This window comes from Parapedobacter lycopersici (assembly GCF_024643285.1).
In the GTDB taxonomy this organism is placed as follows: domain Bacteria; phylum Bacteroidota; class Bacteroidia; order Sphingobacteriales; family Sphingobacteriaceae; genus Parapedobacter; species Parapedobacter lycopersici.
Genome location: NZ_JAMSLW010000005.1, coordinates 230,430 through 255,227, shown reverse-complemented (window position 1 = coordinate 255,227; position 24,798 = coordinate 230,430). Strand labels below are relative to the sequence as shown.

At 53.8% G+C, this 24,798-nt stretch carries 24 protein-coding genes; 15 read left to right on the top strand and 9 right to left on the bottom strand.

What is annotated here, in order from left to right; all coding sequences use genetic code 11:
- Window positions 1-51 precede the first annotated feature (51 nt).
- Genes NEV57_RS12180 through NEV57_RS12165 form a run of 4 tightly spaced genes read left to right on the top strand, consistent with a single transcriptional unit; the run spans window position 52 to window position 2,747 of the window.
- The gene (locus NEV57_RS12180; RefSeq protein WP_257658600.1) at window positions 52-1,005 is read left to right on the top strand and encodes a CPBP family intramembrane glutamic endopeptidase; all 954 of its coding nucleotides are present in this window, start codon (window positions 52-54) and stop codon (window positions 1,003-1,005) included.
- 11 nt (window positions 1,006-1,016) lie between these two features.
- Window positions 1,017-1,229 (top strand): putative signal transducing protein, encoded by a 213-nt coding sequence (locus NEV57_RS12175; protein WP_257658599.1) that lies wholly within the window; start codon window positions 1,017-1,019, stop codon window positions 1,227-1,229.
- A gap of 10 nt (window positions 1,230-1,239) precedes the next feature.
- The gene (locus NEV57_RS12170) at window positions 1,240-2,040 is read left to right on the top strand and encodes a phosphatidate cytidylyltransferase (RefSeq protein ID WP_257658598.1); all 801 of its coding nucleotides are present in this window, start codon (window positions 1,240-1,242) and stop codon (window positions 2,038-2,040) included.
- A 29-nt stretch (window positions 2,041-2,069) separates the two neighbouring features.
- On the top strand, window positions 2,070-2,747 hold the full coding sequence (locus NEV57_RS12165; RefSeq protein ID WP_257658597.1) for a DUF2461 domain-containing protein: 678 nt from the start codon (window positions 2,070-2,072) through the stop codon (window positions 2,745-2,747).
- A gap of 10 nt (window positions 2,748-2,757) precedes the next feature.
- Here NEV57_RS12165 and NEV57_RS12160 read toward each other — a convergent pair whose 3' ends face one another.
- Window positions 2,758-3,957 (bottom strand): anhydro-N-acetylmuramic acid kinase, encoded by a 1,200-nt coding sequence (locus NEV57_RS12160; RefSeq protein ID WP_257658596.1) that lies wholly within the window; start codon window positions 3,955-3,957, stop codon window positions 2,758-2,760.
- Window positions 3,958-4,099: 142 nt separating this feature from the next.
- On the opposite strand from NEV57_RS12160, the gene gcvH reads away from it, so the two are divergent.
- Complete coding sequence (gene gcvH, locus NEV57_RS12155) at window positions 4,100-4,480, top strand: glycine cleavage system protein GcvH (RefSeq protein WP_257658595.1); 381 nt, start codon at window positions 4,100-4,102, stop codon at window positions 4,478-4,480.
- 36 nt (window positions 4,481-4,516) lie between these two features.
- A complete protein-coding gene (locus NEV57_RS12150) occupies window positions 4,517-4,894 on the top strand; it encodes a VanZ family protein (RefSeq protein WP_257658594.1) in 378 nt (125 codons plus the stop codon).
- 137 nt (window positions 4,895-5,031) lie between these two features.
- Here the strand turns inward: NEV57_RS12150 and NEV57_RS12145 are convergent, their stop codons facing one another.
- Both NEV57_RS12145 and rlmN read right to left on the bottom strand, forming a co-directional pair.
- On the bottom strand, window positions 5,032-5,727 hold the full coding sequence (locus NEV57_RS12145) for a ComF family protein (RefSeq protein WP_257658593.1): 696 nt from the start codon (window positions 5,725-5,727) through the stop codon (window positions 5,032-5,034).
- A gap of 48 nt (window positions 5,728-5,775) precedes the next feature.
- Window positions 5,776-6,840, bottom strand: a complete 1,065-nt coding sequence (gene rlmN, locus NEV57_RS12140; protein WP_257658592.1) for a dual-specificity RNA methyltransferase RlmN — start codon at window positions 6,838-6,840, stop codon at window positions 5,776-5,778.
- Window positions 6,841-6,939: 99 nt separating this feature from the next.
- Between rlmN and NEV57_RS12135 the strand changes: the two genes are divergently transcribed.
- On the top strand, window positions 6,940-8,109 hold the full coding sequence (locus NEV57_RS12135; protein ID WP_257658591.1) for an amidohydrolase family protein: 1,170 nt from the start codon (window positions 6,940-6,942) through the stop codon (window positions 8,107-8,109).
- A 7-nt stretch (window positions 8,110-8,116) separates the two neighbouring features.
- A complete protein-coding gene (locus NEV57_RS12130; protein ID WP_257658590.1) occupies window positions 8,117-8,566 on the top strand; it encodes a (deoxy)nucleoside triphosphate pyrophosphohydrolase in 450 nt (149 codons plus the stop codon).
- Here NEV57_RS12130 and NEV57_RS12125 read toward each other — a convergent pair.
- From NEV57_RS12125 to NEV57_RS12105, 5 genes are all read right to left on the bottom strand, one after another.
- Complete coding sequence (locus NEV57_RS12125; RefSeq protein WP_257658589.1) at window positions 8,556-9,128, bottom strand: phosphatase PAP2 family protein; 573 nt, start codon at window positions 9,126-9,128, stop codon at window positions 8,556-8,558. The genes NEV57_RS12130 and NEV57_RS12125 overlap by 11 nt on opposite strands.
- Before the next feature lie 143 nt (window positions 9,129-9,271).
- A complete protein-coding gene (locus NEV57_RS12120; protein ID WP_257658588.1) occupies window positions 9,272-9,637 on the bottom strand; it encodes a CoA-binding protein in 366 nt (121 codons plus the stop codon).
- 36 nt (window positions 9,638-9,673) lie between these two features.
- Entirely contained in the window at window positions 9,674-10,867 is a 1,194-nt protein-coding gene (locus NEV57_RS12115; protein ID WP_257658587.1) for a serine hydrolase domain-containing protein, read from the bottom strand.
- A 115-nt stretch (window positions 10,868-10,982) separates the two neighbouring features.
- The gene (locus tag NEV57_RS12110; protein ID WP_257658586.1) at window positions 10,983-13,193 is read right to left on the bottom strand and encodes a redoxin domain-containing protein; all 2,211 of its coding nucleotides are present in this window, start codon (window positions 13,191-13,193) and stop codon (window positions 10,983-10,985) included.
- A gap of 6 nt (window positions 13,194-13,199) precedes the next feature.
- Window positions 13,200-13,907, bottom strand: coding sequence for an ABC transporter ATP-binding protein (locus NEV57_RS12105; protein WP_257658585.1), 708 nt, complete (start codon window positions 13,905-13,907; stop codon window positions 13,200-13,202).
- A 144-nt stretch (window positions 13,908-14,051) separates the two neighbouring features.
- Here NEV57_RS12105 and NEV57_RS12100 point away from each other — a divergent pair, with 144 nt between their 5' ends.
- Window positions 14,052-14,411 (top strand): phage holin family protein, encoded by a 360-nt coding sequence (locus NEV57_RS12100; RefSeq protein ID WP_257658584.1) that lies wholly within the window; start codon window positions 14,052-14,054, stop codon window positions 14,409-14,411.
- On the opposite strand, the gene NEV57_RS12095 is transcribed toward NEV57_RS12100, so the two are convergent.
- A complete protein-coding gene (locus NEV57_RS12095) occupies window positions 14,408-15,709 on the bottom strand; it encodes a UDP-N-acetylmuramoyl-tripeptide--D-alanyl-D-alanine ligase (protein WP_257658583.1) in 1,302 nt (433 codons plus the stop codon). The genes NEV57_RS12100 and NEV57_RS12095 overlap by 4 nt on opposite strands.
- A 224-nt stretch (window positions 15,710-15,933) precedes the next feature.
- Between NEV57_RS12095 and NEV57_RS12090 the strand changes: the two genes are divergently transcribed.
- The 6 genes from NEV57_RS12090 (at window position 15,934) to murQ (ending at window position 24,795) form a co-directional block, all read left to right on the top strand.
- Window positions 15,934-18,039: a S9 family peptidase gene (locus tag NEV57_RS12090; RefSeq protein WP_257658582.1), complete on the top strand. Its 2,106-nt coding sequence runs from the start codon at window positions 15,934-15,936 to the stop codon at window positions 18,037-18,039.
- Window positions 18,036-20,444: a serine hydrolase gene (locus NEV57_RS12085; RefSeq protein ID WP_257658581.1), complete on the top strand. Its 2,409-nt coding sequence runs from the start codon at window positions 18,036-18,038 to the stop codon at window positions 20,442-20,444. The genes NEV57_RS12090 and NEV57_RS12085 overlap by 4 nt, the downstream gene beginning before the upstream one ends.
- 6 nt (window positions 20,445-20,450) lie before the next feature.
- Window positions 20,451-21,137 carry an N-acetylmuramoyl-L-alanine amidase gene (locus NEV57_RS12080; protein WP_257658580.1) on the top strand — a complete coding sequence of 229 codons (687 nt, stop codon included), beginning with the start codon at window positions 20,451-20,453 and terminating at the stop codon, window positions 21,135-21,137.
- A 156-nt stretch (window positions 21,138-21,293) separates the two neighbouring features.
- Window positions 21,294-22,406 (top strand): N-acetylglucosamine-6-phosphate deacetylase, encoded by a 1,113-nt coding sequence (nagA, locus tag NEV57_RS12075; RefSeq protein ID WP_257658579.1) that lies wholly within the window; start codon window positions 21,294-21,296, stop codon window positions 22,404-22,406.
- A 239-nt stretch (window positions 22,407-22,645) separates the two neighbouring features.
- Entirely contained in the window at window positions 22,646-23,863 is a 1,218-nt protein-coding gene (locus tag NEV57_RS12070; RefSeq protein ID WP_257658578.1) for an exo-beta-N-acetylmuramidase NamZ family protein, read from the top strand.
- 110 nt (window positions 23,864-23,973) lie between these two features.
- Window positions 23,974-24,795 carry an N-acetylmuramic acid 6-phosphate etherase gene (gene murQ / locus NEV57_RS12065; RefSeq protein ID WP_257658577.1) on the top strand — a complete coding sequence of 274 codons (822 nt, stop codon included), beginning with the start codon at window positions 23,974-23,976 and terminating at the stop codon, window positions 24,793-24,795.
- Window positions 24,796-24,798: the final 3 nt, after the last annotated feature.

Below are 24,798 nucleotides of genomic sequence, written 5' to 3'. Positions count from 1 at the left end.
GGAAGTATCATAGGCAATCCGTATCTTCATCCCCGGAAAAAACAGGCATTTATGGACACGCTTGACACAACCCCCAACACCCGGCTACCGGAAAATCATCCGGTAGTGTCGCTCATTCTCCTGCTGTCATTGGTGCTGGGAGGCGCCCTGGTGTTCGGACTGCTGTCGGTCGGGATTGCCTTTGCGGCGACAGGGGGCGGTGCCGCGGGCATCGGCCATTTGCTGGAGGGGGAGAATCCCGACGCGGGCTTTATCAAAATCATTCAGGCCGGATCAAGCGTCGGTATGTTCGTCATCCCCGCGCTGCTTTTTGCCCTGGTGGAAAAAAGGAGAACCCGGTACCTGGATTTTACAACGCCGGTAAATCCCACATTGTGGTTTCTGGTCGTTGCCATTATGTTCTTTTCGGCTCCGGTATTGGACCAGAGCATTAAGATCAACGAAAGCATGCAGCTCCCCGGGGCCCTTTCGGGGATTGAAAACTGGATGAAGGCAAAGGAAGCTGAGCTGGAAAGGCTGACTGCACTGCTGCTTTCCGACACGACGTATTGGGGGTTGCTGATTAACCTGGTCGTCGTTGCGGTTATACCCGCCATCGGCGAGGAATTCCTCTTCCGGGGATGTGTGCAGCGCATCGTGACACGGTGGTTCCGGAATCCCCATGCCGGCGTGTGGATTACCGCTATTATTTTCAGTGCGATCCACCTGCAATTTTACGGTTTTTTGCCGCGCATGCTGCTGGGGGCGCTGTTTGGGTACCTCCTCGTGTGGGGAAAAAATATCTGGCTCCCGATACTGGCTCATTTTCTTAATAACGGAGCGGCAACGGTATCTGCCTTTTACCTGCAGCGGCAGGGGAAAACACTCGATGACCTGGACTTCGGAGAACAGATTCCTTCGTATTTATATTTTGTTAGCTTTGTGCTGACAGGTGTGCTGCTGTATCAGTATTATCGATCTGCATCGGAAAAGAGACGTGTAAAACGATACCGGCAGCTTACCTGAATTGCAGGAACATGGAAAAAGACTGGATTAAATTAATTACAACCGCCAGCCCCATTGAGGCGGAAATGATCAGGCAGCTGCTTGAGACCAATGGGATCACAGCGGTGGTATTGAATAAACAGGACTCGTCTTACCGGTTCGGACAGATCGAGCTTTACGTGCATGAATCGGTGTCGGCAACCGCGGGGGAGCTTATTGCCGGGCAAAACGGCCTGGACGGATAACATCAACGCCATGAGAGTCCGCGCCATCACCGCCCTGTTCTTCGTGATTGTTCTGCTGGCATCGCTGCTGCTGGGGAAATATACATTCGGATTGTTTTTTATCGTATTAAGCATCTGGTGCCTTAATGAGTTTTACCGGTTGCTTAGAGGGAGCGACGCACGACCCAACCGTATCATGGGCTCGTTGCTGGGACTGTTCGCCTTTGGCCTTTATGCTGCGCATTACCTGTTTGGTCTTCCGCAGCGATATGCCCTGCTCTGCATACCCTGCGTTGTGCTGGTGTTTATTGCCGAACTGTATCGGAAACAGCTAAAACCGTTTACGGGAGTTGCCTACACTTTCCTGGGATTTATTTATGTGGTATTGCCGTTTGCATTTTTCTTTACCCTCGCCTTTGTCACGGGATCATACACGGAACAGCTGCCGCTTGGTTTTATGCTGATCCTGTGGGGAAACGATACCGGGGCTTACCTGGTGGGCAAGTATACCGGCCGACATAAACTGTTTGAACGGGTTTCGCCTAAAAAAACATGGGAAGGACTGGCCGGGGGCATACTGCTGGCGCTGCTTATCGCCTGGATCATCAGTCGCTATTTTATGGTGCTGAACGGTTGGCAATGGGCCGTTGTGGCGCTCATCATCGCCTTCTTCGGCACGTTTGGCGACTTGGTGGAATCGCTGTTCAAGCGCAGCCAGAAAATAAAGGACTCGGGGGCGATTCTGCCGGGGCACGGCGGGCTGCTCGACCGGTTTGACGGGCTGCTACTGGCCGCACCTGTTGTTTTCGTATTCCTTAAATTGATACTCTGATCTTTTTTGCTCACAAACCACGATACCTCATGGAAACTGCTATACATCCGGACACGTTTGGGTTCCTATCCGACATCAGCATGCACAATAACCGGGAATGGTTCCAGGCCAACCGTGAAGCCTATGAGCGTGCCTGGCTGAACATGAAGAACTTTACACAGGCAGTGATAACGGGGCTGGCGGAAACTGACCGGTACATTACCGGGGATATTCCGGTATCCAAATGTGTATTTCGTATTTACCGCGACACCCGGTTCAGCAAAAATAAAGACCCATACAAAAACTGGCTCGGGGCAGGGATATCCACCGCCGGGCGCAAACTGAACGGCCCGGAATATTACCTCCATATCCAGCCGGGAAACAGTTTTGCGGCAGGGGGATATTGGCGGCCGGAGAAAGACCACCTGGCGGCCATCCGCCAGGAAATTGATTACAACGGCGCACAGCTGGTGGAAATACTGGATGGACCCGCATTCCGGGGCCATTGCCGGCTCGACCGCGATGAAATGCTGAAACGGCCGCCTGTGGGGTACAATGAAGACAACCCCTACATCGACCTGCTTAAGTTAAAGAGTTTCACCGCGTCCGAACCCCTGACCGACGCGGTATTGTCGGGTCCGGGAGGACTTAAAGCGGTACTTGCGGCCTTCCGGCGGATGTATCAGTTCAAATTGTTTTTGCACGAAGCGTTGGGTGATGCGGATTAACTAAAGCGCATTATCCCGGGAAGCTGATTTTGCCCATGTAAACCGTGGGGGCGCCCAATATGGGATAGGCCTCCGCGGCGCTACCGGTAACCGTTTCATTGGCGAGCAGCGCAAAGAGTGCGGCTTCCTTGGCATCGGGCAGCAGTCCGAGCGCGTCAAAGGCGGTGATCGGTGTCGCCGGAAGACCATCGCGGATCAATCGCATCAACAGGGGGTTATGCAGACCTCCCCCACTCACATATACCCGAGCCTTGGGATCATTACCATTCAGTACCTGTTGTATGGCCGCAGTAATTGCCGCGGCGGAAAAAGCACACAACGTCGCCATTACATCACTGTTTTCCATGCCGGCCGTACCCGAATCCTGCTGCGCCCGGTGCAGGTATTCCAGGTTAAACAGTTCGGGCCCGGTGGTTTTGGGAAAAGGGAGGCCAAAGAAAGGGTGCTCCAGCAGGGCCCGCAGTAGGTTTTGATTTACCGTACCGGATGACGCAACGCGTGCATCGCGGTCCATCTCCGCACCCAGGTGCCGCTGCATGTACTGATTCATTAACGTGTTACCGGGTCCGACATCGGTGGCGAAACCGGTTCCCCCTGCAGTTGACGCCGGCAGGAAGGTAAAGTTGGCAATTCCGCCGATATTCAGGAGGAGCCGGGTCTCGGTTTCATGCGAAAACAACAGGGAATCCCCATATACTGCCAGCGGCGCCCCTTCTCCGCCCCCGGCCACGTGTTTTTGCCGAAAATCAGAAATGGTAATGATTCCGGTGGCCACCGCAATATGGTCGCCATCCCCGATCTGCAGTGTGCTGTCAGGAAAACGCCGGTCGCCGGTAAGCCAGCGTGGTGCGTGGAATACCGTTTGTCCGTGGCTGGCGATAAGATCGACCTGCTCGGGGGATACCCCCCACCCGAGGAGCGCCTCATTTACCAATGCGCCATGGGTACGTCCGATTAGGGCGTGGAGGCCGCACAGTTGCTGCTGGTCAATGGTCCGTTTGGCAAAGATATCCTGTATCTGGCGACGGAAATCGGAGGCGTAGGGTTTGGTACAGCTGTGTTCGAGCTGAAGCGCCGTACGGCGGCCGCTACCCGTAATCCGGCAAAGCGCAATGTCCAGCCCATCGAGTGACGTACCCGACATCAGGCCCACGATGACGCGCTCTGCCTGTGTGGCCATGCCGTACAGTTTTTCAACATAGGGATTCATGATTTAAAGATAAGGGTAATGGAAGGAAGTTACAAATAGGCAGATACGTCTTGCATATCAGGGCAACTTTATCTAAGTTTGGACCGGGTTTTAAGTTCCTTTTTTAATCGTTTGCAGCGCAAACATATGTAAAGCACAGGCTATGAATTTTCCTACTGACTTAAAGTACACGAAAGACCACGAATGGCTACGCGTTGAAGGCGACGAGGCCGTGGTAGGCATTACGGATTTCGCGCAGCGCGAACTGGGTGATATCGTTTTTCTCGACATCCCGTCTGTCGGTGAGGAAGTAGCCCGTGATGAGGTTTTTGGCACGGTGGAGGCAGTCAAAACGGTCTCTGATTTATTTATGCCCGTATCCGCCACGGTGTTGGCCATTAACGACAAAATAGACGGCTCCCCCGAACTCGTCAATCAGGACCCGTATGGAGAAGGCTGGCTGGTGCGTATAAAAATGAATAATCCGGCCGACGCCGCGGGATTGCTTTCCGCCGATGCTTATGCGGCGCAGGTTTCCGCTTAGGGCGATCTTTGGCATTATAATCGCTCCATAGCGCGGATGAAACATTACATTTGGTCATTACTTTGGTCGGTAATCATATTGGTGCTGTGCAGCCTGCCCTCGGAAACCACTGCCGATGTCCCCAAATTTCCGGGGATCGACAAGCTGGTTCACACGGGCTTTTTTTTCGTGCTCGCCGTATTGCTTTATTATGGAGAAATCCGCAAACGGGGCACATCGCGGCCCTCCCTGCGGATATCCATTAACGTCGTCCTGTTTTCTGTATTATTTGCCCTGCTCATCGAATACCTGCAGTGGCAGATTTTTACGTACCGGTCTGCAGAGGCCTGGGATCTTTTTGCCGATGTCGTGGGTACGGGTATGGGCGTTTTTGCCTACCTGTTACTGCACAATACCTATCGTTATGAAGAATAAACGTCCGATTTGCTTCGTCGCCTGCCTGCTGTTGCTGCTGTCTTTCTCAGCCTGCAGCGTGTTCCGAAAAGGCTGCAAGTGCCCGACGGTGCACCGCCATGAAGCTATCTCACCAAACTGAGACCGCTGCCGGCCAGCTATAGGGCATGGGCCAGTGTCACTACGCTTACGCGGACCGTGGGGTCTGCCAGCAGTGCCGCGGCACAGGCCTCTACCGTAGCTCCGGTGGTCAGTACATCATCCACCAGCAGGATGTGCTTGCCGGACAACAGCTCCGGATCGGTCACCTCGAACACTTTTCTACTGTTTTCAAATCGTTGGTAACGCCCCTTCCTGGTCTGGCTCTTTGTGGGTCGGCACTGCCTCAGCCCATTTTCGATCAGTGGCTTTTGCATGGTTACCGAAAGGCCCTGGCCGAAGCTTGCGCTCTGGTTGTAGCCCCGGCGGCGCAGCTTGCGGGGGTGTAGCGGAACGGGGATGATGCAGTCTGCTTTGCTGTAGGGCGCGGTACCGCAGAGCACTTCGCCGTATTTCCTGCCCATGGCCACGCCGATATCCGGCCGGTTCCGGTATTTGAGCAGGTGTACGATGTTTTGTACACGCGAGGGTTCATAAAAATACAGGTATGCCGTTACGCCCTCGAGAGGCACCCGCCCCCAAAGCTGCCTCGCACCGCGGTTGGCGGGGTCTTTATGGAAATGGGTGTAGGGAAGGTGATACGCGCATGCGACGCAGATCACCGGCTCTCCTTTACCAAGGACAGCTCCGCATCCGGCGCAGGCAGGAGGAAAAAAGAGGGATACGAAATCACGCAGGTGCGGTTTGATCAGCATCGGTTACCGGGTTGATACCGATAAAGGTAAGCAATCGGGGAAGAAAACTCAAGCGCTGGGTGCGGCGGATTCTTTAATGGCCAGCTGCCCGCAGGCTGCATCGATGTCCTTTCCGCGACTTCTGCGGATATTGGTGATGATGCCTTTTTGCCGGAGGAACGCCGCAAACTGATCGATCTTGTCCACCGCGGCATTTTCAAAATCAGCGAATGCAATGGGATTATATTCAATAATATTCACCTTGCAGGGCACGTGCTTGCAGAAAGCCGCCAGCTCCCGGGCATCGCTTAGCTCATCATTGAACCCATTGAATACAATGTATTCGTAGGTTACCGGATTCTTTGTTTTTGCGTAAAAATATTTCAGCGCCTCAGCCAATGCGGCGAGTGAATTTTGCGTATTGATGGGCATGATTTCATTCCGCTTTTGGTCATTGGCGGCATGCAGGGACAGGGCCAGGTTAAATTTTACACCGTCGTCACCCAGCTTTTTGATCATTTTGGCAATACCGGCTGTTGAAACCGTGATCCGCTTTGCGGCCATGTTAAGTCCGTCGGGAGCGGTGATCCGCTCAATGGATGCCAGCGTGTTGGCATAATTGAGCAAGGGCTCTCCCATACCCATGTACACAATGTTGGTCAGCGGCTGCCGGTAGTTCTCCTGTGCCTGTCCGGTGATGAGCACTACCTGATCGTAAATCTCGTCGGCATTCAGGTTGCGTTTACGGTCCATATAGCCGGTTGCACAAAATTTGCAGGTAAGACTGCAGCCCACCTGCGAACTGACGCAGGCAGTCATGCGGTCGGGAGCCGGAATCAGCACCCCCTCGACAATGTTTCCGTCGGCCAGCACGAAACTGCTCTTGATCGTGCTGTCCGCGCTACGCTGTGCGCGCAGCACCGTGGCTGCGTTGATGACAAAGTGCGTATTGAGTTTTTCACGGAGCGGTTTGCTGAGGTTGCTCATTTGGTCAAAATCGGTACAGGCTTTCTGCCAGAGCCATTCGTAAACCTGTTTAGCACGGAACGCCTGTTCGCCCATGTCGGTCAGGTGCCCGCGGAGCTGTTCCAGCGAGAGTTTGCGGATGTCGATTTTTGCTGTTGAATGAGCCACGGCACAAAGATACGGCTTTTACAGGATTTTGGTTAAGCACTTAAAAATTCACACATTTGTAGCGATGTGCATCCGCCTGGATATAAAACGGTTTATACCATGACTACGCTTCTTTCCGCAGATTATATTGTGCCGGTGACCCAACCGCCCGTGAAAAACGGGGTGCTTGAAATCACCGGGGATGGTACCATTGTAGCGGTACACTCCCCGGATAGCCGGGCATTGGCCCGTCGGGAAGTCTACCGCCACCGCGGAATAATCGTGCCGGGTTTTGTCAACGCCCATTGCCATCTGGAATTGTCGCATATGCTGGGTGTAATACCGAAGCATACCGGCCTGGTTCCATTTCTCCTGGCTGTGATGCGCTCACGGATCGCAGCGGAAGACACGGTGTCGCAGGCGATGGAAGCGGCGGATGAGCAGATGGCGGCCAACGGTATCGTTGCGGTAGGCGACCATGCCAATAACAGCCTTTCGGCGACGATTAAGCATCGGAGCAGCCTGCACTACCATACCTTTGTCGAGACCATTGGCGTAGAACCCGAGCTGGCAGCGGAGAAGCTTCGGCTGTCGCGCGCGACAGCGGAAACCTTTGACGCGCGTCGCGTATCAATTACCGCGCACGCCCCCTATTCCGTATCGGGAACACTGTTTGCGTTGCTCGATGGGGCAAGGGAGGTGCCAGTGCCACTAAGCATACATAACCAGGAAAGTGCGGCGGAAAACGATTTCTTTCGCGATAAAAGTGGGGTATTCCTGGACTTTTACCATGCACTGGGGAAGGACATTTCAGGATTCGCTTCCGGCGCGGAAACCGCGTTGCGGGCCTATGTACCTTACCTCGGGGAACAAACACCGCTGCTGCTGGTACATAACACATTTTCGGTCGCGGGGGACATCCGGTTTGCCGCCGCAGCCGGACGGGAGGTAACGTGGTGCCTTTGTCCGAATGCAAATTTATATATCGAAGGTACCCTGCCCCATGTGCCCGATTTCATCCGGCATGACCAGCGGATTGCCCTGGGCACCGACAGCCTGGCCTCCAACGGCCAGCTTTGTATACTGTCGGAACTCCGGACATTGCACGAACATTTTCCTGAACTGCCATTTACGGAGACCATCAAATGGGCAACAATTAACGGAGCGTTGGCACTCCGCCTGGCGGACAGGTATGGCTCATTTGAAAAAGGCAAAAGGCCCGGAATTAACCTCCTAATGCATACCGATGGACTGGCAATCACACCGGAAACGACCGTCCACCCACTTTAACAACCCCATGATGATGACCAATCCGCATCCCCATGACATGAAACAACCCCATTATGTGGTCGTTGCTGCAATCATTCAGTACGGAGGAAATATCCTGTGTGTACAAAAAGGAGCGGGAAAATACCCCTACCTACAGTATACATACGAATTTCCGGGCGGAAAAATTGAAGAAGGGGAAACCCCGGACGCTGCGCTCCGGCGGGAGATCAGGGAAGAATTGTGCCTTGACATCCAGATAACCGACGCCTACCTGACTGTGGAGCACGGTTACCCCGATTTTAGCATTACGCTGCAAAGCTACCTGTGCACGGTTTCCGATGTGCGGGCGTTGCAACTTAATGAACACGTTCATGCCCTATGGCTACCCCCGGCGCGACTTGCCGAACTGAACTGGGCTGCGGCAGACCGGCCCATTGTTCGCCGGCTTTCGGAAGCCGGAGTGGCAGCTAGTAAATAATCCAGAAAATCAGTCCGAATAGCCCACCGAGCACCACCCCGACCAATACCTCTTCAAGTACGTGGCGTTTCAGGTATAGTCGCGACCAGGCCAATAATGGTGCAAAAAGCAGGAAAATGGCCCCGGCTACGGCATTCATATGCAGAATCAGCAGCCCGAGGAAGGTATGGAAAGCCAGGTGCATCGAGGCCTTTACACGGGTGTTTACCAACTGGGATACCAGCAGCAGTGAAAAGGCGCAGATCATGCCCAGCCGCAGGGTACGGTTCTGGTCCGTAATCCAGACGATGGCCGTGACGACCAGCAGCAGCAGCGTGGTCACGATAAACCATTGCTGACGCTGGGCCTGATCCGATACATCCAGGTTGGTATACTTGCCTTTCCGGACACCGAGCAGCGTCCGCAGGCCAACCGGAATAAAGATACCTCCAATGATCAGGAGCGTGAGCAGTCCGGCTTTCGCAACAGGCTCGGTGCTGAAAAGCAGAAATATAATAAACACCGGAAGGGTCAAAAAGGGATGGCCGAGCGTGGAGACGAATGTGGCAAATTTTGTTTTCAAGGGTAATAATGTACGATAAAAAGTGCGTAGCCGGCCGTCATCATTGCCAAAGTCCGTTCAACTCCCCGATTTCAGCGATGAATTTGCTTTCGAAGGCTAAGGTAACTAATCTCCGGGAAGTTAGCAATAGGGCTGGCACACCCTTAATACTGGTTGGTGGACAGCAGAACAAGCGTGCAGGCCCGAATGGTATCAATCCCTGCGGCCTGCGCCCTTGCTTCCAGTTCCGGATTTTCGGTGCCGGGATTAAAGATGAGACGCTGCGGTTTGGTATGGATGATGTAATCGTAATACAGGGGTTGCGTCTGCGGGCCGATATAGAGGGTAATGCTGTGAATGTCCGGCAGCGGATCTCCGGCAGGCTGAATAGCAACACCTGCAACCTCGCCTTTTTTTATTCCGATGTTGACAATTTCATGTCCCGCATCAACCAGGCGGTGAGCCGCGAGGTACGCGTACCTGGCAGGGTTGGGAGTTGCCCCGATGATGAGTGTTTTCTTTTTGTCCATGACGTCAAGCACGATATACAAAGATACGGTTTTCCGTTATTCATCGCCCGCAAATTCACCCTGTGCCGAATAGGCTGCCTGCCGGATGACGGGCATATCGAGAATTTCATACAACTCATCCAGGTGAAGCAGGCTGGCATTGACCAGGTTCGTCAGCAAAACAATGGTGATGTCTTTTTTTAGGTCGCGGATAAACAGGCTACGGAAGCCGTGCCACCACCCCGTGTGGTAAACCACTTGGTGATTGCCCGGGTCAAACGTGCGCCAGCCATAGCCGTAATTAAACAGTGTTTTGATGGGCTTGCTGCGGCCGACATAGGCCGAGTCCTGTGTCTCCATTTTGAGCAGACGCCCATCCCGCAGGGCACGGTCAAACAGGAAAAGATCCTGCACGGTACTGTATGTGCCCTTATCCCCCACGGGACCGTCCTGAAAATTCTGGACAACCGAACGGCGCCATACCCGGTCGTGGCCAATCACTTTGACCGGTATTTTTTCATATACCGCCTTGGAATATACCGCCGTATTTTTCATTCCCGCCGGACCGAATATGTTTTCCTGCATATAAACCGCAAAATCCTGGCCGGTTACCTTTTCCACAATGGCGGCGAGGATCATGTAGTTGGTGTTGTTATAAAAATACCGCACATCCGGACTGGCATACTTCTCCGGCTTGTGTTTTTCGAAGAGCGCCATAACGTCCATGTTCGTCATCCCTTTTTGCCGGTCGGGCCATACCTTATCGGTAAAATACAGGTAATTGGTTAAGCCGGAACGATGGCTGAGCAACATTTTAATGGTAATGCCGGGATATGGGAAATTAGGAAAAAATTCATCCACCGTTTGATCAAGCGAGATTTTCTCTGCTTCCCAGAGTTGGAGTATGGCCGTCGCTGTCAGTGGCTTGGAAACCGACGCCAGCTCAAATTGAGAGGTGATGTTCAGGCTGTCTTTGTGCAGGTAATCTGCCCAGCCGAAGGCATGCTGGTAAATGATTTTGCCGTTTTTGGCCACCAGCACGTTCCCGTTGAATCCGGAGCGGCGGTGCAATCGCTGCATAAATGCATCGAGCCGGGGGTCTGCCCCGGCGCTATCGTAGATCAATGCCAGGCTATCTTTTTCGTGCTGTTTTTTTTCGGCGCGGATTTTTCTCTTTTCGGAAGACGTACATGATGCGACAAGCGCGGTAAACAAAAGAAATAAGAAAGCGAGTCTGAATACGTATTGCACTATGCGATTAACTATTAAATGATGGACGAAAATTATGCGCGGGCTAAATTAGGGTAATATAGCCCCAATACAAAATCCCCTGCTGTATTTAACGGATATATTACGGTTGTATTATTTAATCCGCCACCCCCAGCGCATTTCGCAACAGGATTTCAAAGGCGCTTTCCGAGGGCAGCGGCATTTTGGCGTGGACGAAGCGACCGTCGGGGTCGATGAAAATGAACTGGGGAATCACCGACGCGCGGTATTCCTGCCCAAAGGCACCGTTGTCCAGCACCCGCCACTGCAATACCGATTCGGACTTGTTTTTAGCGCTAATGCGCCATTTGCTTTCGTCGCGGTCGACACTTAACGCAAGAAAACGGACTGGCTGGTCCTTATATTTAATCGCCAGTTTTTCAAAGAGTGGCGACAGCTTTTTACACGGTGCGCACCAGGTCGCCCAAACGTCAATAAGCAGGTGTTGGCCGCGAAGATCGCCCAGCGATACTGTGTTACCGGTTAAGTCCATCGCCTGGAATACGGGAGCGGCGGCTCCTGCATTCAGGCGCTGCAGCCGGTGATAAGTTTGCATTAGCCGTCCGCTTAGTTGCCCGTCGGAAATCTGCCCTGCATACCGATCGATCAGTGCCGCCCGCTCGAGTTCATCCGTAATGCTGTTCAGGCTTTTATCCAGCTGCCAGTAAAAAGCCCGGTTCCTGAAATCACCTTCAGGCAACGTGTTTATGCCTTCCAGCGCCTTTATATCCTGGCCGATATCAGCCTGGTTGGCCGCCGTGAGGTGGTCTATCACATACTCCATGTAGCTTTCATTCCCCAACAGCTGCTCGTCGGTCAGCGACACCCTCGCGCTTATTTCCTGCATTCCGGGAGTTAGTTCGGTATTTTCATCCGGAAACGCGGCAAGGCGGTTTTGCCGGTACGTGTTCCAGTAATTGAGGTACTGCACCGCCAGCAGCTTATCAATACGCGCATTAAAATCGTCATGGGTGGTATAGCCGTCCACCGTTTTGAAGCGTTTGCGCCCGCGCAGGGCTTTCTTCCATTCCTGGTGGATTGCTGTGCTAAAACCTGCCGGATTATCCAGGAAGGTATGCTGTTGTAGGTAATGGTCGGCTATCGACCGGATTTGCGCGGGGGGTGAAAGCTGGTTTTCCGCAAGCCGGGTGCCCGTTACTGTTAACTCGTTTGCCTGTTCATTCAGCCGGGCTTTGATGTAAACGCTATCGGTTCCACCGAAGTAAACCTGCTTTCCGAAATAATCATCGAAAATAATGACGTAATAATCGTCGGTGATATCATCCGCCAAAACATGATGGAATGTATTTTCATTGACGGGTATGGTGGCCAGGGTATCGTGGAGAACCGGATTGATAACATACAACGTGTGCAGTGGCAATGACGTGTCTATTTCTCCCGCTAATACAGTGGCCTTATAAGGTGGTGACACTTTCGGGACCAACAGGTAGGTCGTTACCCCACCGAAGACGATCCATACCGCTGCCAGCGGCAACAACCGTGAGGGTGGACTTAAAAACGCCCGCTTTAGGGTTTTATGGCGATACCACTGAAATCCGATGTACAACAGCAGGATAGCCATACACAGGCAGATGCCATCGGTATAGGTAAACCAGTAACCCAGGTCGCTTCTGACGCTATAGTCGCGGGATAAGATATGATAAGGGTACCAGTCGAAGTTAAGTCCCTGTGACCTGAGCAAAGCCCCACCCAGTAATCCACCGAATCCAACCAGAACGGACCAAATAAAACCCGGTATCAGTACGGCGATTACATACTGCACTACCGCTACGTACAGACTTGCCACGAAGAGCCGGGCAGCGAGCTGCAGGAGCGCCAGGTAAGGAATATCCAGCACCGCATTGACCGGTATGCCGGTAAGCCTAAGGGTAACCCAGCCCATCACCAATCCGGACAGGATCAGTGTGCCGATGGCAATGGCGTTACTGATGAGTACAATGGAAAACTTGGAAAAATAGATCGTAGACTTGGCCAGGGGCTGCAACTCCATGAGGCGCCATCCGCCATTTCGATGATCAAGCTGCGTGACCCTGCTGGTGAGCACAATAATCAGCAACGGAAAGAAAAAGTCCGTAAACGGGATCGTCGATTCCGTAATGAAGTTTAAATAGAACGAATAGGCAAAGGGCTTCGCTTGTTGAACGTTCCGAAAAAGGATGATTAGCAGCGTCATTAAGGGGAACAGGGCGCCCACCAGCGCACTCATTACATAGATGCCTGTTCCTTTTTTCTTGATGTGTTCCGCCCTGAGCGTGGCGATGAATGAGGTTCGTGTGGAAGTAGCCATGAGGTGTCAATTTGAGTTACTGGTTAGCGACATAAACCACTGTTCAAGGTCTTTTCCGCCACTGACCGGCCCCTCGAATTTCAGCTTCCCTTCGTGGATGACCCCGATGTGCGTACACATTTTTTCAATTTCGGTGAGCAGGTGGCTGGAAATGAAAACGGTTACGCCCCGTTCCCTATTGAGCCGCACCAGTAGTTGCCGGATTTCCATCATGCCGTGGGGGTCCAGCCCGTTGACCGGCTCATCAAGGATCAGCAATTCCGGGTCGCCCAGCAGCGCCATGGCAATGGCCAGCCGCTGTTTCATGCCCAGGGAATACTGACGGACCCTGCGCCTGCCATCCCGGGCAAGCCCTACCTGTGCGAGGGCGTGTGGAATGTGCTTTTCATCGATACCCCGTAGTCTGGCCATGTAACGGAGGTTGTTAATGCCGCTGAGATGCAGATACAAGGCGGGTTGCTCCACCAGTGCGCCGACTTTGGTAAACACGTGGGGCAACTGCTGTTGCAACGGCGCGCCGAACAGGCGGATGGCATCTCCCTGCTGCGGGATAATGCCCGTGAGCAGCATCATGGTTGTCGATTTTCCAGCACCGTTTGGTCCGAGAAAGCCGTAGATTGCCCCTTTAGGCACGTGGAGCGAAATACCATTGAGCACCTTTTTGTCCGCTGCATACTGAAAATCCAGCGCATCGGTTTGGATGATGTAGTCCATAATTGGTTCGTTTCTATGGGTATAGATGGACGACCGGTGTAAATTCCACAATAAATTTGTTAATTTTATCGTGTTGCCGTAAAACAAAAAGGCATAAAACCTTATTTATCCTTAACTAATGATTCACCTTAAAGCTTAAACAACATGCGTTTTATCATTGACGTGCTATTGACAGGATTAGCCATTTTCGTAGGGGCCTATATCCTTCCCGATTCAGCGGTACAGGTGGCGGGATTCTGGTGGGCGGTATTGGCCGGATTAATTATTGCATTGGTAAATGCCACCGTAGGTACGGTATTACGGCTTTTTACCCTGCCACTGAACATCCTGACGCTAGGGCTCGTTTCGTTTATTATCACCGTGCTGATGGTGCAGTTCACCAGCTACCTGATGGGCGGCAAGTTTGACGTGGCCAACTTCTGGTGGGCGGCGGTGTTTGCGCTGGTTGTCGCACTGATCCAGCTGTTGCTGGGCGGTATATTTGGCGGCAAGCCCCGGGATTAGAGGCTATCCATCAGTTTTTCGAAGGCCATGCTCCGGGAGGCCTTGAGCAGTACCAGGGCGCCGGTAACGGGGTGTTGCTGTAATGCGGCTTTTGCCGCATCGGTTGTATCGTGGAATTCGGCCCCGGGACGCTTATGCCGTGCAAACTCATGACCCACAAACAGCACCCGGTCGACCCCCATTGCGCAGGCCAGGTCTACCAGCTTCCGGTGCTCTTCAGGGGATGCTTCGCCCAGTTCAAACATATCGCCCAGGATAATCACTTTCCGGTCGGCCTTGAGCAGCTTCAGGTTTTCGAGCGCCACGGCCATGCTGCTGGCATTGGCGTTGTAGTAATCGCGGATAACAGTATTGGCTGCTGTTTTGGTCAACTGCGATCGATTGTTGGACGGTGTGTAATCGGTAAGCCCTTTGTTGATGTCAATTGCGCTGACACCGAAATGCCGGCCAACGCAAACCGCGGCCAACAGGTTTTCGGTATTGTAGGCGCCCGTAAGCCGTGTGGTTACCGTATGATGTGTATGGCTGCCGTGGGCATGCCACTGTATTTCCAGTACGGGATCGGCCGATTGCAGCAGACCAACGACGTCGTTACCTTCCGAAAAACCGTAGGTAACCGGTTGGTTAATGGCTCGTGATTCGGCCATTTCCCGCAGATTCGGGTTGTCCTGCTGTAAAAAAACAGTACCGCCATGGCCCGCCAGGTAGTCGTAAAGCTCCCCTTTGGTCCGCATGACCCCTTCAAAACCGCCAAAGCCCTCCAGATGGGCCTTGCCGACATTCGTAATAAGTCCGTGGGTCGGTTGGGCGATGTTGCAGAGAAACGCGATTTCGCCAGGGTGGTTGGCCCCCATTTCGACAATGGCCAGCTGCGTTTGTCTGTCCAGGGATAACAACGTGAGCGGCACGCCAATGTGGTTATTGAGATTCCCCTGGGTCGCGTAGGTGTTGAACGTTCGGGATAGCACGGCGTGCAACAGCTCCTTGGTGGTGGTTTTACCGTTGCTGCCGGTAATGCCGATAATGGGAATCCGGAGCCGCTCGCGATGATACCGGGCTAATTTCTGTAAGGCAGCCAGCACGTCCGCCACCAACAGAAAGCGATCGTCCTGCCGATACCGGGGCTCATCGATGACGGCATAGCGGGCCCCTTTTTCAAGAGCTTCCGCGGCAAACGCGTTGCCGTTGAAATGCGTGCCCTTAAGGGCAAAAAAGAGACTGTCGGGCTTAATGGCACGGGTATCGGTGGATATCCTCGGGCACTCTTGGTAATAGCGATATAATGACGCGGGTTGCATGGTACAAGTTTAGGCAAAAAAAGAATCTTTTTTGCCATTTTCATACGTGTCTGACCGGAGGGTTTTCAACGATTCAATTCTCGCTAGTCCCATTTGGCTTATTGGCATATTCAACTATTTTACTTATTCTTGTTTCTCCAAAAGAGTTTTTCTTGTACTAACCATCCTGTGCGGCACCGGGAATCACCGGGCTCGCGCAATTGATGAATACCTAAATAGAACGCATGAGGTTATTTACATTACTTGTTTTGCTGTGTTGTTCCGGAAATCTGCTGATGGCACAGTCGCCCACTGTCGAAGCGCTTACCGCTTATCCTTTTCCTTCCGAGTTGCGTACATCGGCCACGGGAAACCGGATGGTCCTGGCCATTAACCAACAGGGCCGCCGCAACCTGTATGCTGCCGAAGGCCCTTCATTTACCCTGAGTAAACTGACCGACTATGATTCAGATCTGGGCGACGAGATAACCGGCGTGCAGCTCTCGGCCGACGGAAAATGGGTTGTCTTTGTAAAGGGCGGGGATCATGGGGCGTATAACGGCACCACACCGCGAAACCCCGCCTCATTGCCGGAGCCACCGGAGGTCCAGGTCTGGAGCGTCCCTTTTGATGGCGGCGCACCCGTCCTGCTGGGCGACGGGGATGAACCGGCGATCGCTCCCGGGGACGACCAGGTGGCATTCCTGCGGGATGGACAGGTCTGGATCAGCCCGATAGATGGCTCGGAAAAGCCGGAACCCCTGTTTTACGCCAGGGGGGAGAACGGCTCCCTGCAATGGTCGCCGGATGGGCGGTCGCTGGCTTTTGTGTCGTCGCGGGGCAACCATTCCTTTATTGGTGTTTACCACGATAATGACCGGCGTGTTCAGTGGGTTGTTCCGGCGTTTGCGCACGACAGCTCACCGAGCTGGTCACCCGATGGAAAGCGGCTCGCCTTTGTGCGCCGGAATAGCTCCGGAGGCCTCCCGGACTCCATTTTGGCTCCGGTACACAACCCGTGGTCGATCTGGACGGCGAATATCGCCGGGGGTGCAGGAAGCTGTGTCTGGCAGTCGCCGCAGACCCCCCAGGGCGCCGTACCGACGACGCACGGCGGGACCAACCTGCGCTGGGCGGGAAAGAACCGCATCACATTTGTATCCTATCACGACGGGTGGCCGCACCTGTATTCCATACCCGAAACGGGCGGGGCAGCACTGCTGCTCACACCCGGAGACTTCATGGTGGAGCACATCACGCTTTCTCCCGATAAAACGTGGTTGCTGGCGAGCGCAAATACGGGGCCCGAAGGCGATGATATCGACCGCAGGCACCTGATCCGGGTACCGGTGGACCAGCCGGAGATGGAAGTGCTTACACCGGGGTCGGGTATTGAAACATTTCCGACGGTAACGGGGGATGGAGCACACGTCGTATTTTTCAGTGCTACGGCAACCCGCCCCACACTGCCCGCCATAGTCGACTGGCCCGGTACCGGGAAAGCCGCCCGGCTACTGGGGGAAGCGCTTATCCCCGACGTGTTGAAGAATGCTGCGCAGGTTGTGCCGAAGCGGGTGGAATTCAAGGCCCCGGATGGTAAGACCGTATATGGCCAGCTGTTTGAACCGAAAGGTGGGGCGGCAGCGAAACCGGCTATCGTGTTTATCCACGGCGGCCCGCAGCGACAGATGCTGCTGGGGTGGCACTATGGAGATTATTACGCCAATACGTATGCCCTCAACCAGTACCTGGCAAGCCGGGGCTTTGTGGTGCTGGCTGTCAACTACCGGCTGGGCATTGGCTACGGTTACGATTTTCATAAGCCGCTTTTTGCGGGGCGGTATGGCGCTTCGGAATACCAGGATATCAAGGCTGCGGGCGAATGGCTGGCGGCTTTGCCGCAGGTCGACGCCACCCGGATCGGGGTATATGGCGGGTCGTACGGCGGTTACCTTACAGCGCTGGCGCTGGGCAAGGATTCTGACTTGTTTGCAGCAGGGGTGGATATCCATGGAGTACATAATTATATTGGCCGGATTCCACCGGTAAGTGCCGAGCCGGCTCCCGATGCGGAGCAGGCAATTGCCCTGGCGAGGGATGCTTCGCCAGTATCGTATGTAAGCACATGGCGGTCGCCGGTATTGCTCATCCACGGCGACCACGATGGCAATGTGGACTTTCAGCAGAGTGTTGACCTTGTCCGCCGGTTGCAGCAGCACGATGTCCCGCACGAAACCTTGGTCATACCGGATGAAACCCATCACTGGATGTTGTATAAGCATCAGGTATTGGTGGATCAGGCAATTACCGACTTTCTCGAAAAACACCTCATAGAACAAAAACACCAATGATAATCAGCAAGAAGATTGGCCTGGGCCTTTTGTTGTTGGCCGGCCTTGTCTGGGGCAGGGCAAGTGCCCAGCAGGCCCCGCCACCAGGGCTTGATGCGTACATCGCCCGGGTACTTGAGACATTTGACGTTCCCGGCGTTGGCGTGGCCATCGTAAAAGATGGCCAGGTCGTCCTGGCAAAGGGATACGGCGTGAGGCGTCTCGGCAGCCCTGAACCGGTGGACGAACATACGCTATTCAGCATTGCTTCAAATAGCAAGGCATTCACGGCGACGGCGTTGGCCATGCTGGTCGAAGCCGGAAAGCTGAAATGGGAAGATCGGGTGATTGACTACCTGCCGTGGTTTGCGCTTTCGGATGATTATGTGACACAGCACCTGACCATCCGCGATCTCCTGGTACACCATAGCGGGTTGCCGGCTTATGTAAACGACCTCTTGCTGTTTCCACCGTCGACATTTACCCGCAGGGAACTGCTCACCAAACTGAAGGATGTGCCGCTGGAACACGATTTCCGGTCGGTTTATGCCTACGACAACATCCTGTACGTTGCCGCCGGCGAGGTGATCGAAGCCGTGTCGGGCATGGAGTGGGAAACATTTATCCGCCGTCGAATTTTCGACCGGGTGGGTATGCCGAACAGCATCAGTCGTTTTTCCTCGTTACGGGATCAGCCGAATGTGGCGTATGCCCACGCCCGCCGGGAGGGAAAGGTGAGGCCGGTGGACTCGTTTTTTGACCGGAATATCGGTGACCCGGGAGATCCTGTGGGGGGTATCGCCTCTTCTGCGGCCGATATGGCCAATTGGCTTATTACGCACCTGGATTCGGGGCGCACACCGGAACATGGCCGACTGTTTGCGCCCGAAGCAACGGAACAGCTCTGGAAGATTGTCCGTCCGATGCCCATCTCCAGTGAACCGGAATGGCTGAAGCCGGCACAGAAGAATTTTTATGGCTACGCACTTGGATTCCGTACCTACGATTACCGCGGCGTCAAAGTGGTTGGTCATGGCGGGCTGCTTACCGGTTTCGTGTCGCAGCTGGCGATGGTGCCTGAACAGCGCCTGGGCGTGGTGGTGCTGACTAACCAGCTTTCTTCCGGTGCTTACTGGGCGATTATCAACCACATTCTGGATTATTACCTCGACGCCCCGACGTTCGACTGGATTGCGGGATATAAAAAGGAACTGGACCGGTCGATCAACCGGCAGGACTCAATTGCGCGTACACGGAAAACACCAACCCCTGACCCTGCCTGGAAGCGCACACTCCCATTGGCTGCCTATACGGGAGCATACTGCGACGGCTTCATTGGCCGGGCCATCATAAAGGCGGAAACAGACAGTAGCCTGCACCTGCAATTTACACGGTCTGCACAGCTCAGCGGTAAACTGGTGCATTTTCATGGCGACCTCTTCCGGCTGGTATATGACAATAAGGACGGTGGCGAGGGACCCTTCCTCTCTTTTGCCCTTAATCCGGACAAAACGATCCGGGAGGCACGGTTTGTCCCGGCCGACGCTTCGGAAAGTGAGCTGGAACAGTTGGTGCTGAAACCGGATAAATCGGCCATCCTCGATACAGCTGATCTACGCCGGCGGATATCGGAAGTATTGGATAAATATCCTGAGGGTCATTTTGCTTATGCTTTTCTGGACCTGCAGACCGGTGAACGGATGGATTACCGGTCCGACGAACGATTCCACGCGGCCAGTACCATGAAAACCGCTGTTATGACGGCGGCCTTTGGTCAGCAGGCACAGGGAAAACTCGCACTGACTGATTCTGTTGTAGTGTACAATCAGTTTAAGAGCATTGCGGACAACAGCACCTATTCGCTGCGCCCGGAAAACGACAGCGAGCAGCTGTTGTATAGCCAGGTAGGTCAAAAGGTGACGTGGGACGACCTGCTATACCGGATGATTACCGAAAGCAGTAACCTGGCCACAAACATCGTTGTCGACCAGGTTGGCGCCAAACGGGTTATGCTGGCCATGCGGGCAATCGGTGCGAAGGACATCCAGGTACTGCGGGGAGTGGAAGACGACAAGGCGTTTGAAAAGGGACTTAATAATACGGTAACCGCCCATGATCTTTTATTGATTTTTGAGCGGATGGCAAGGGGAGACCTGGTGAACGGGCCGGCAAGCAAGGCCATGATTGACATTCTAATGGACCAGCACTACCGGGGTATGATCCCGGCAAAACTGCCGGACGGGGTAAAAGTGGCTAACAAAACGGGTTCAATTTCCGGGATTTGCCACGATTCGGGAATTGTCTTCCTTCCAGACGGCCGCAGCTATGTGCTGGTACTCCTGTCGGGTAATGTGGAGGTATCCCTGGCTCGCGATGTGCTGGCTTCCGTTTCGAAGCTGTTTTACGATTATGTATCCAACAACTAATACCAAATGAACATACTTAACTACCGGCCGGCACCAGGGTCCGGCATTTTTTTCCTGCTTTTAATGACATCGTTACTTTCGGGCTGCTCGCGGTCCACCTTCCGGATATTTGAAAAGCCGCTGGATTTCAATGCGGAGCGGCAAGCCTTGTCACTGGCTTACCTGAAGGAACGTCACGGTATGGAAAAGGAAATCCCGTCCATCGAGCCCCAGGTAATCGTCCTGCACTGGACTGCAATCCCGAGCGTCGAGAAGACGTTTGATGTTTTTGCCCCCTCGACACTGCCCACGGCCCGGGCGTCCATCTCTGGAGCAAGTGCACTTAATGTATCTTCCCAATTTGTGGTCGACCGCGACGGCACGATCTTCCGGCTGCTCCCGGATACCGCGTTCGCGCGGCACGTGATCGGACTGAATTATTGCGCCATTGGGGTGGAGAATATCGGAAGTAGCAATATGCCGCTGACCCGGGCGCAGGTGAAGGCCAATGAGGCCCTGATCCGGTACCTGAAAACCAAATACCCCATTGCGTATGTGATCGGGCACCATGAGTACCAGTTGTTCAGGGACCACCCGCTGTGGAAAGAGACCGACCCCGATTATCTAACGCAGAAGTCGGATCCGGGCGACAAATTTATGCGGAAGGTGCGGCACCGGATCCGGGACCTGAACCTGCAGGGTGCACCGCAATAACGTCCTTTTTCGCCTTGCAGAAACCCAGGGCCGACCAACACCTGTTTTTGCGGTTTTAACACGCAGGGCATCGAATATTCGCATAAAAAGCGTTAATTAATGAGACAAATCGTTATTTTGCAGGACTGATCCGCACCTGCGGATCGAAGTAGCACGATGAAAAATTATACCGCAATTACCAATGGCCGCATCTACACAGGGGAAGGTGTGCTGGAAGGCAAAGCCTTGCTGATACAGGGAGATACTGTAGTTGACCTGATCGACGAACAGGCACTTCCCGAAGCCGCGCAGCGTATCGATGCCGGCGGCCTGGGCGTCGCTCCAGGATTAATTGATTTACAGATCTATGGCGGGGGCACCCGACTCTTTTCCGAAGACCCTACCCCGGAGTCGCTGGCGCATATTGCCGCTGCGCTGGTGCAGACCGGGACGACCGGCTTTATGCTGACACTTGCTACCAATACTCCGGCGGTATTTGACCAGGCAATTGAGGCAGCGAACGCGTATAGCCACCCGGCCTTTATGGGCCTGCATTTTGAAGGCCCGTACCTGAACGCGGTCAAACGCGGGGCGCATCCTGCCGAGCTGATCCGGCAGCCCGACCGGGCCGAACTTTCGGCTCTGTTTGAGCGTGCCGGGGATCAGGTCAAAATCATGACCATTGCGCCGGAAACCTTCGATGCTGACTGTCTGGACGTGCTTCTCCAGCACAATGTGCTGCTTTCTGCCGGACATAGCAATGCAACGTACGAGGAGGCCATGACCGGATTTGACCGGGGAATAAAAGCGGCAACCCATCTTTTCAACGCCATGTCGCCGCTACACCACCGTGAAATCGGATTGCCCGGTGCCACTTTTTTTCATGAAACGGCCTGCGCGAGCATTATTGCCGATGGAATACATGTTGACTATAAAGCGGTTTCGCTGAGTAAACAGCTGATGGGGGAACGCCTGTTTCTCATTACGGATGCTGTTACGGAAGCCGCAACGGGCATCTACACCCATGTGCGCAACGGCGACCACTTTACGCTGCCCGACGGGACGCTCTCGGGATCGGCGCTCAGCCTGATGGACGCCGTAGCCAATTGTGTAAAACATGTGGGGATTCCCCTGGAGGAAGCGTTGCGCATGGCCTCGTTGTACCCGGCCCGCTTAATTGGTGCAGACCACCTTGGCCGCATTGCCCCGGGCGCCCGGGCCAACCTCATTTTGTTTGACGGAGAGTACCGGATACAGCAGGTGCTGCTGGATGGTGTGGCACAGCAATAACGCTGTGCCACCGGCGTTTCCGTGCCACCGGTAACCCGACCATGGCAGGAAACGACGATGACGATAAACCAACTGGATGAAAAGATAAAGCGGTTTTGTTTTGCTTTTTAATAAAGCGCGCAAAAACATGCAGATTTTCAGATAATGTTTTCTATACTTGTAAGATAGCCCGGAAGTTCGTGTACGACTATTTCCGGTTTATACGAGGTTATTGCCGTTAATAAACACATTATTCCGATATGAAAAACAGCAATTTATTCTTGGTGGGCCTGACTTTGGTCACCCTGTTTGCCTGTGGTCCGAATACCGCGAAAAACAGCGATGCAGACAACCATGGCGATACCGTATCGACTGCGATAGTGACCGGTGCCGAACAGTTTGACCGTTACCTGCCACTGCTGGAGGGTAAAACGGCAGGTATGATGGGAAACCAGACGTCGGTGGTCGGCGATCGCCATTTGGTGGACGTGTTGCTGGAAAAAGGCGTAAACCTGAAATTTGCCTTTGCACCGGAACACGGGTTCCGGGGCGACATTGAGCGGGGTGAAAAGGTTTCCAATGAGGTGGATAAACGAACGGGCCTGCCGCTCCATACGTTATACGGAAAGAATGAAAAGGCGGATTCCATTGTGGCTTCCGTGGATGTAATGATTTTTGATTTGCAGGATGTAGGTGCCCGGTTTTACACGTATATTGCGTCGTTGCACCGGGTGATGCAACTGTGTGCCAATCAGGGAAAAAAACTGATTGTACTGGACCGCCCGAACCCGAACGGCGACCAGGTAGATGGGCCGGTAAGAAAAGACGACCGGTTTAAGTCGAATGTAAGCTACCATAAAATCGCCATGATCCATGGGCTAACCGTAGGTGAGCTGGCGCAGATGATCAATGGCGAAGGCTGGCTCGATGGTGGTGCCAAGTGCGATCTGGAGGTGATTCCGGTGGAGCATTACGACCACAGCACGCCCTATTCACTGCCGGTAATCCCCTCACCCAGCCTGCCCAATCAGGTATCGGTGCGGCTTTACACGTCGTTATGTTTGTTTGAAGCCACCGACTTCAGTGTCGGCCGCGGCACGGACTGGCCGTTTCAGGTTGTGGGCTATCCCGACCCGGTATTCGGCAGCTTTACGTTTACGCCCGGTACGCGCGAGGGCATGGCCGAGCACGTGGAGCAGCAAGGAAACCTGTGCTATGGCCTTGATCTGCGGCAATCAAATCCAGATGAACAGCATTTCACACTAAAATACCTGTTGGACTTCTATAATAAATCCCCGTTCAAAGACCGGTTCTTTTCACGCCCGGAATTCTTTGACAAACTGGCTGGAACGGATGAACTGCGGAAACAGATTATTGCCGGACTGGATGAGGAGGCCATCCGGGCGAGTTGGGCTGCCGATCTGACAGCATACAAGCAGATGCGCAAGAAATACCTGTTATATCCGGATTTTGAATAGCGTTATAACATAAACTGACTGCACCCTGCGGTTTCCGGCCATCAGCAGTGGTATAACGCCATGGTTTCCGGATCCTGAATTATAAGACATAGCTAAGTATACGAAGATAGATGACAAATACGACAGAGCAAGACTCGCACTACCAACACCTGGAAAAGATGTCCGTTGGGGAAATATTGACGAACATTAACAGGGAAGACCAGACTGTAGCGCTGGCCGTACAAAAGGCGATCCCGCAGATTGAACAGTTGATCAGCGTCACGGTGTCCTCCATGAAGGCGGGCGGAAGGCTGTTTTACATCGGCGCGGGAACAAGCGGCCGACTGGGTATCCTGGATGCATCGGAATGCCCGCCCACCTTCGGCGTGTCCGACAACTGGATTATCGGGCTTATCGCGGGAAAGGATATGGCCATCCGCAAGGCAGTGGAATTTGCGGAGGACGATGAGGGGCAGGCCTGGCGCGATCTCCAGGAACATCACATCAATGCGAAAGACGTGGTGCTGGGCATTGCGGCCTCAGGAAGTACGCCTTATGTGCTGGGGGGGCTGAAAGCGGCAAACGAAGCCGGACTGAAGACCGGCTGCATTGTCTGCAATGAAAATACCCCTATTGCCGCGGTATCGCAGTACCCGATTGAGATTATTGTGGGTCCGGAGTTTGTTACCGGTTCTACACGGATGAAGGCCGGCACCGCCCAGAAACTGGCGCTTAACATGATCAGTACGACAGTTATGATCCAGCTGGGGCGCGTGAAGGGGAACAAGATGGTCGACATGCAAATGACGAACAACAAGCTGTTTGGCCGCGGAACGCGGATTTTGATGGACGAACTGGGGCTCGACGCTGTAACGGCATCGAACCTGCTGGAGAGGCATGGCAGCGTACGGAAGGCCATTGATGAGTACACCAAGAACATTAACATAGATTAGTCG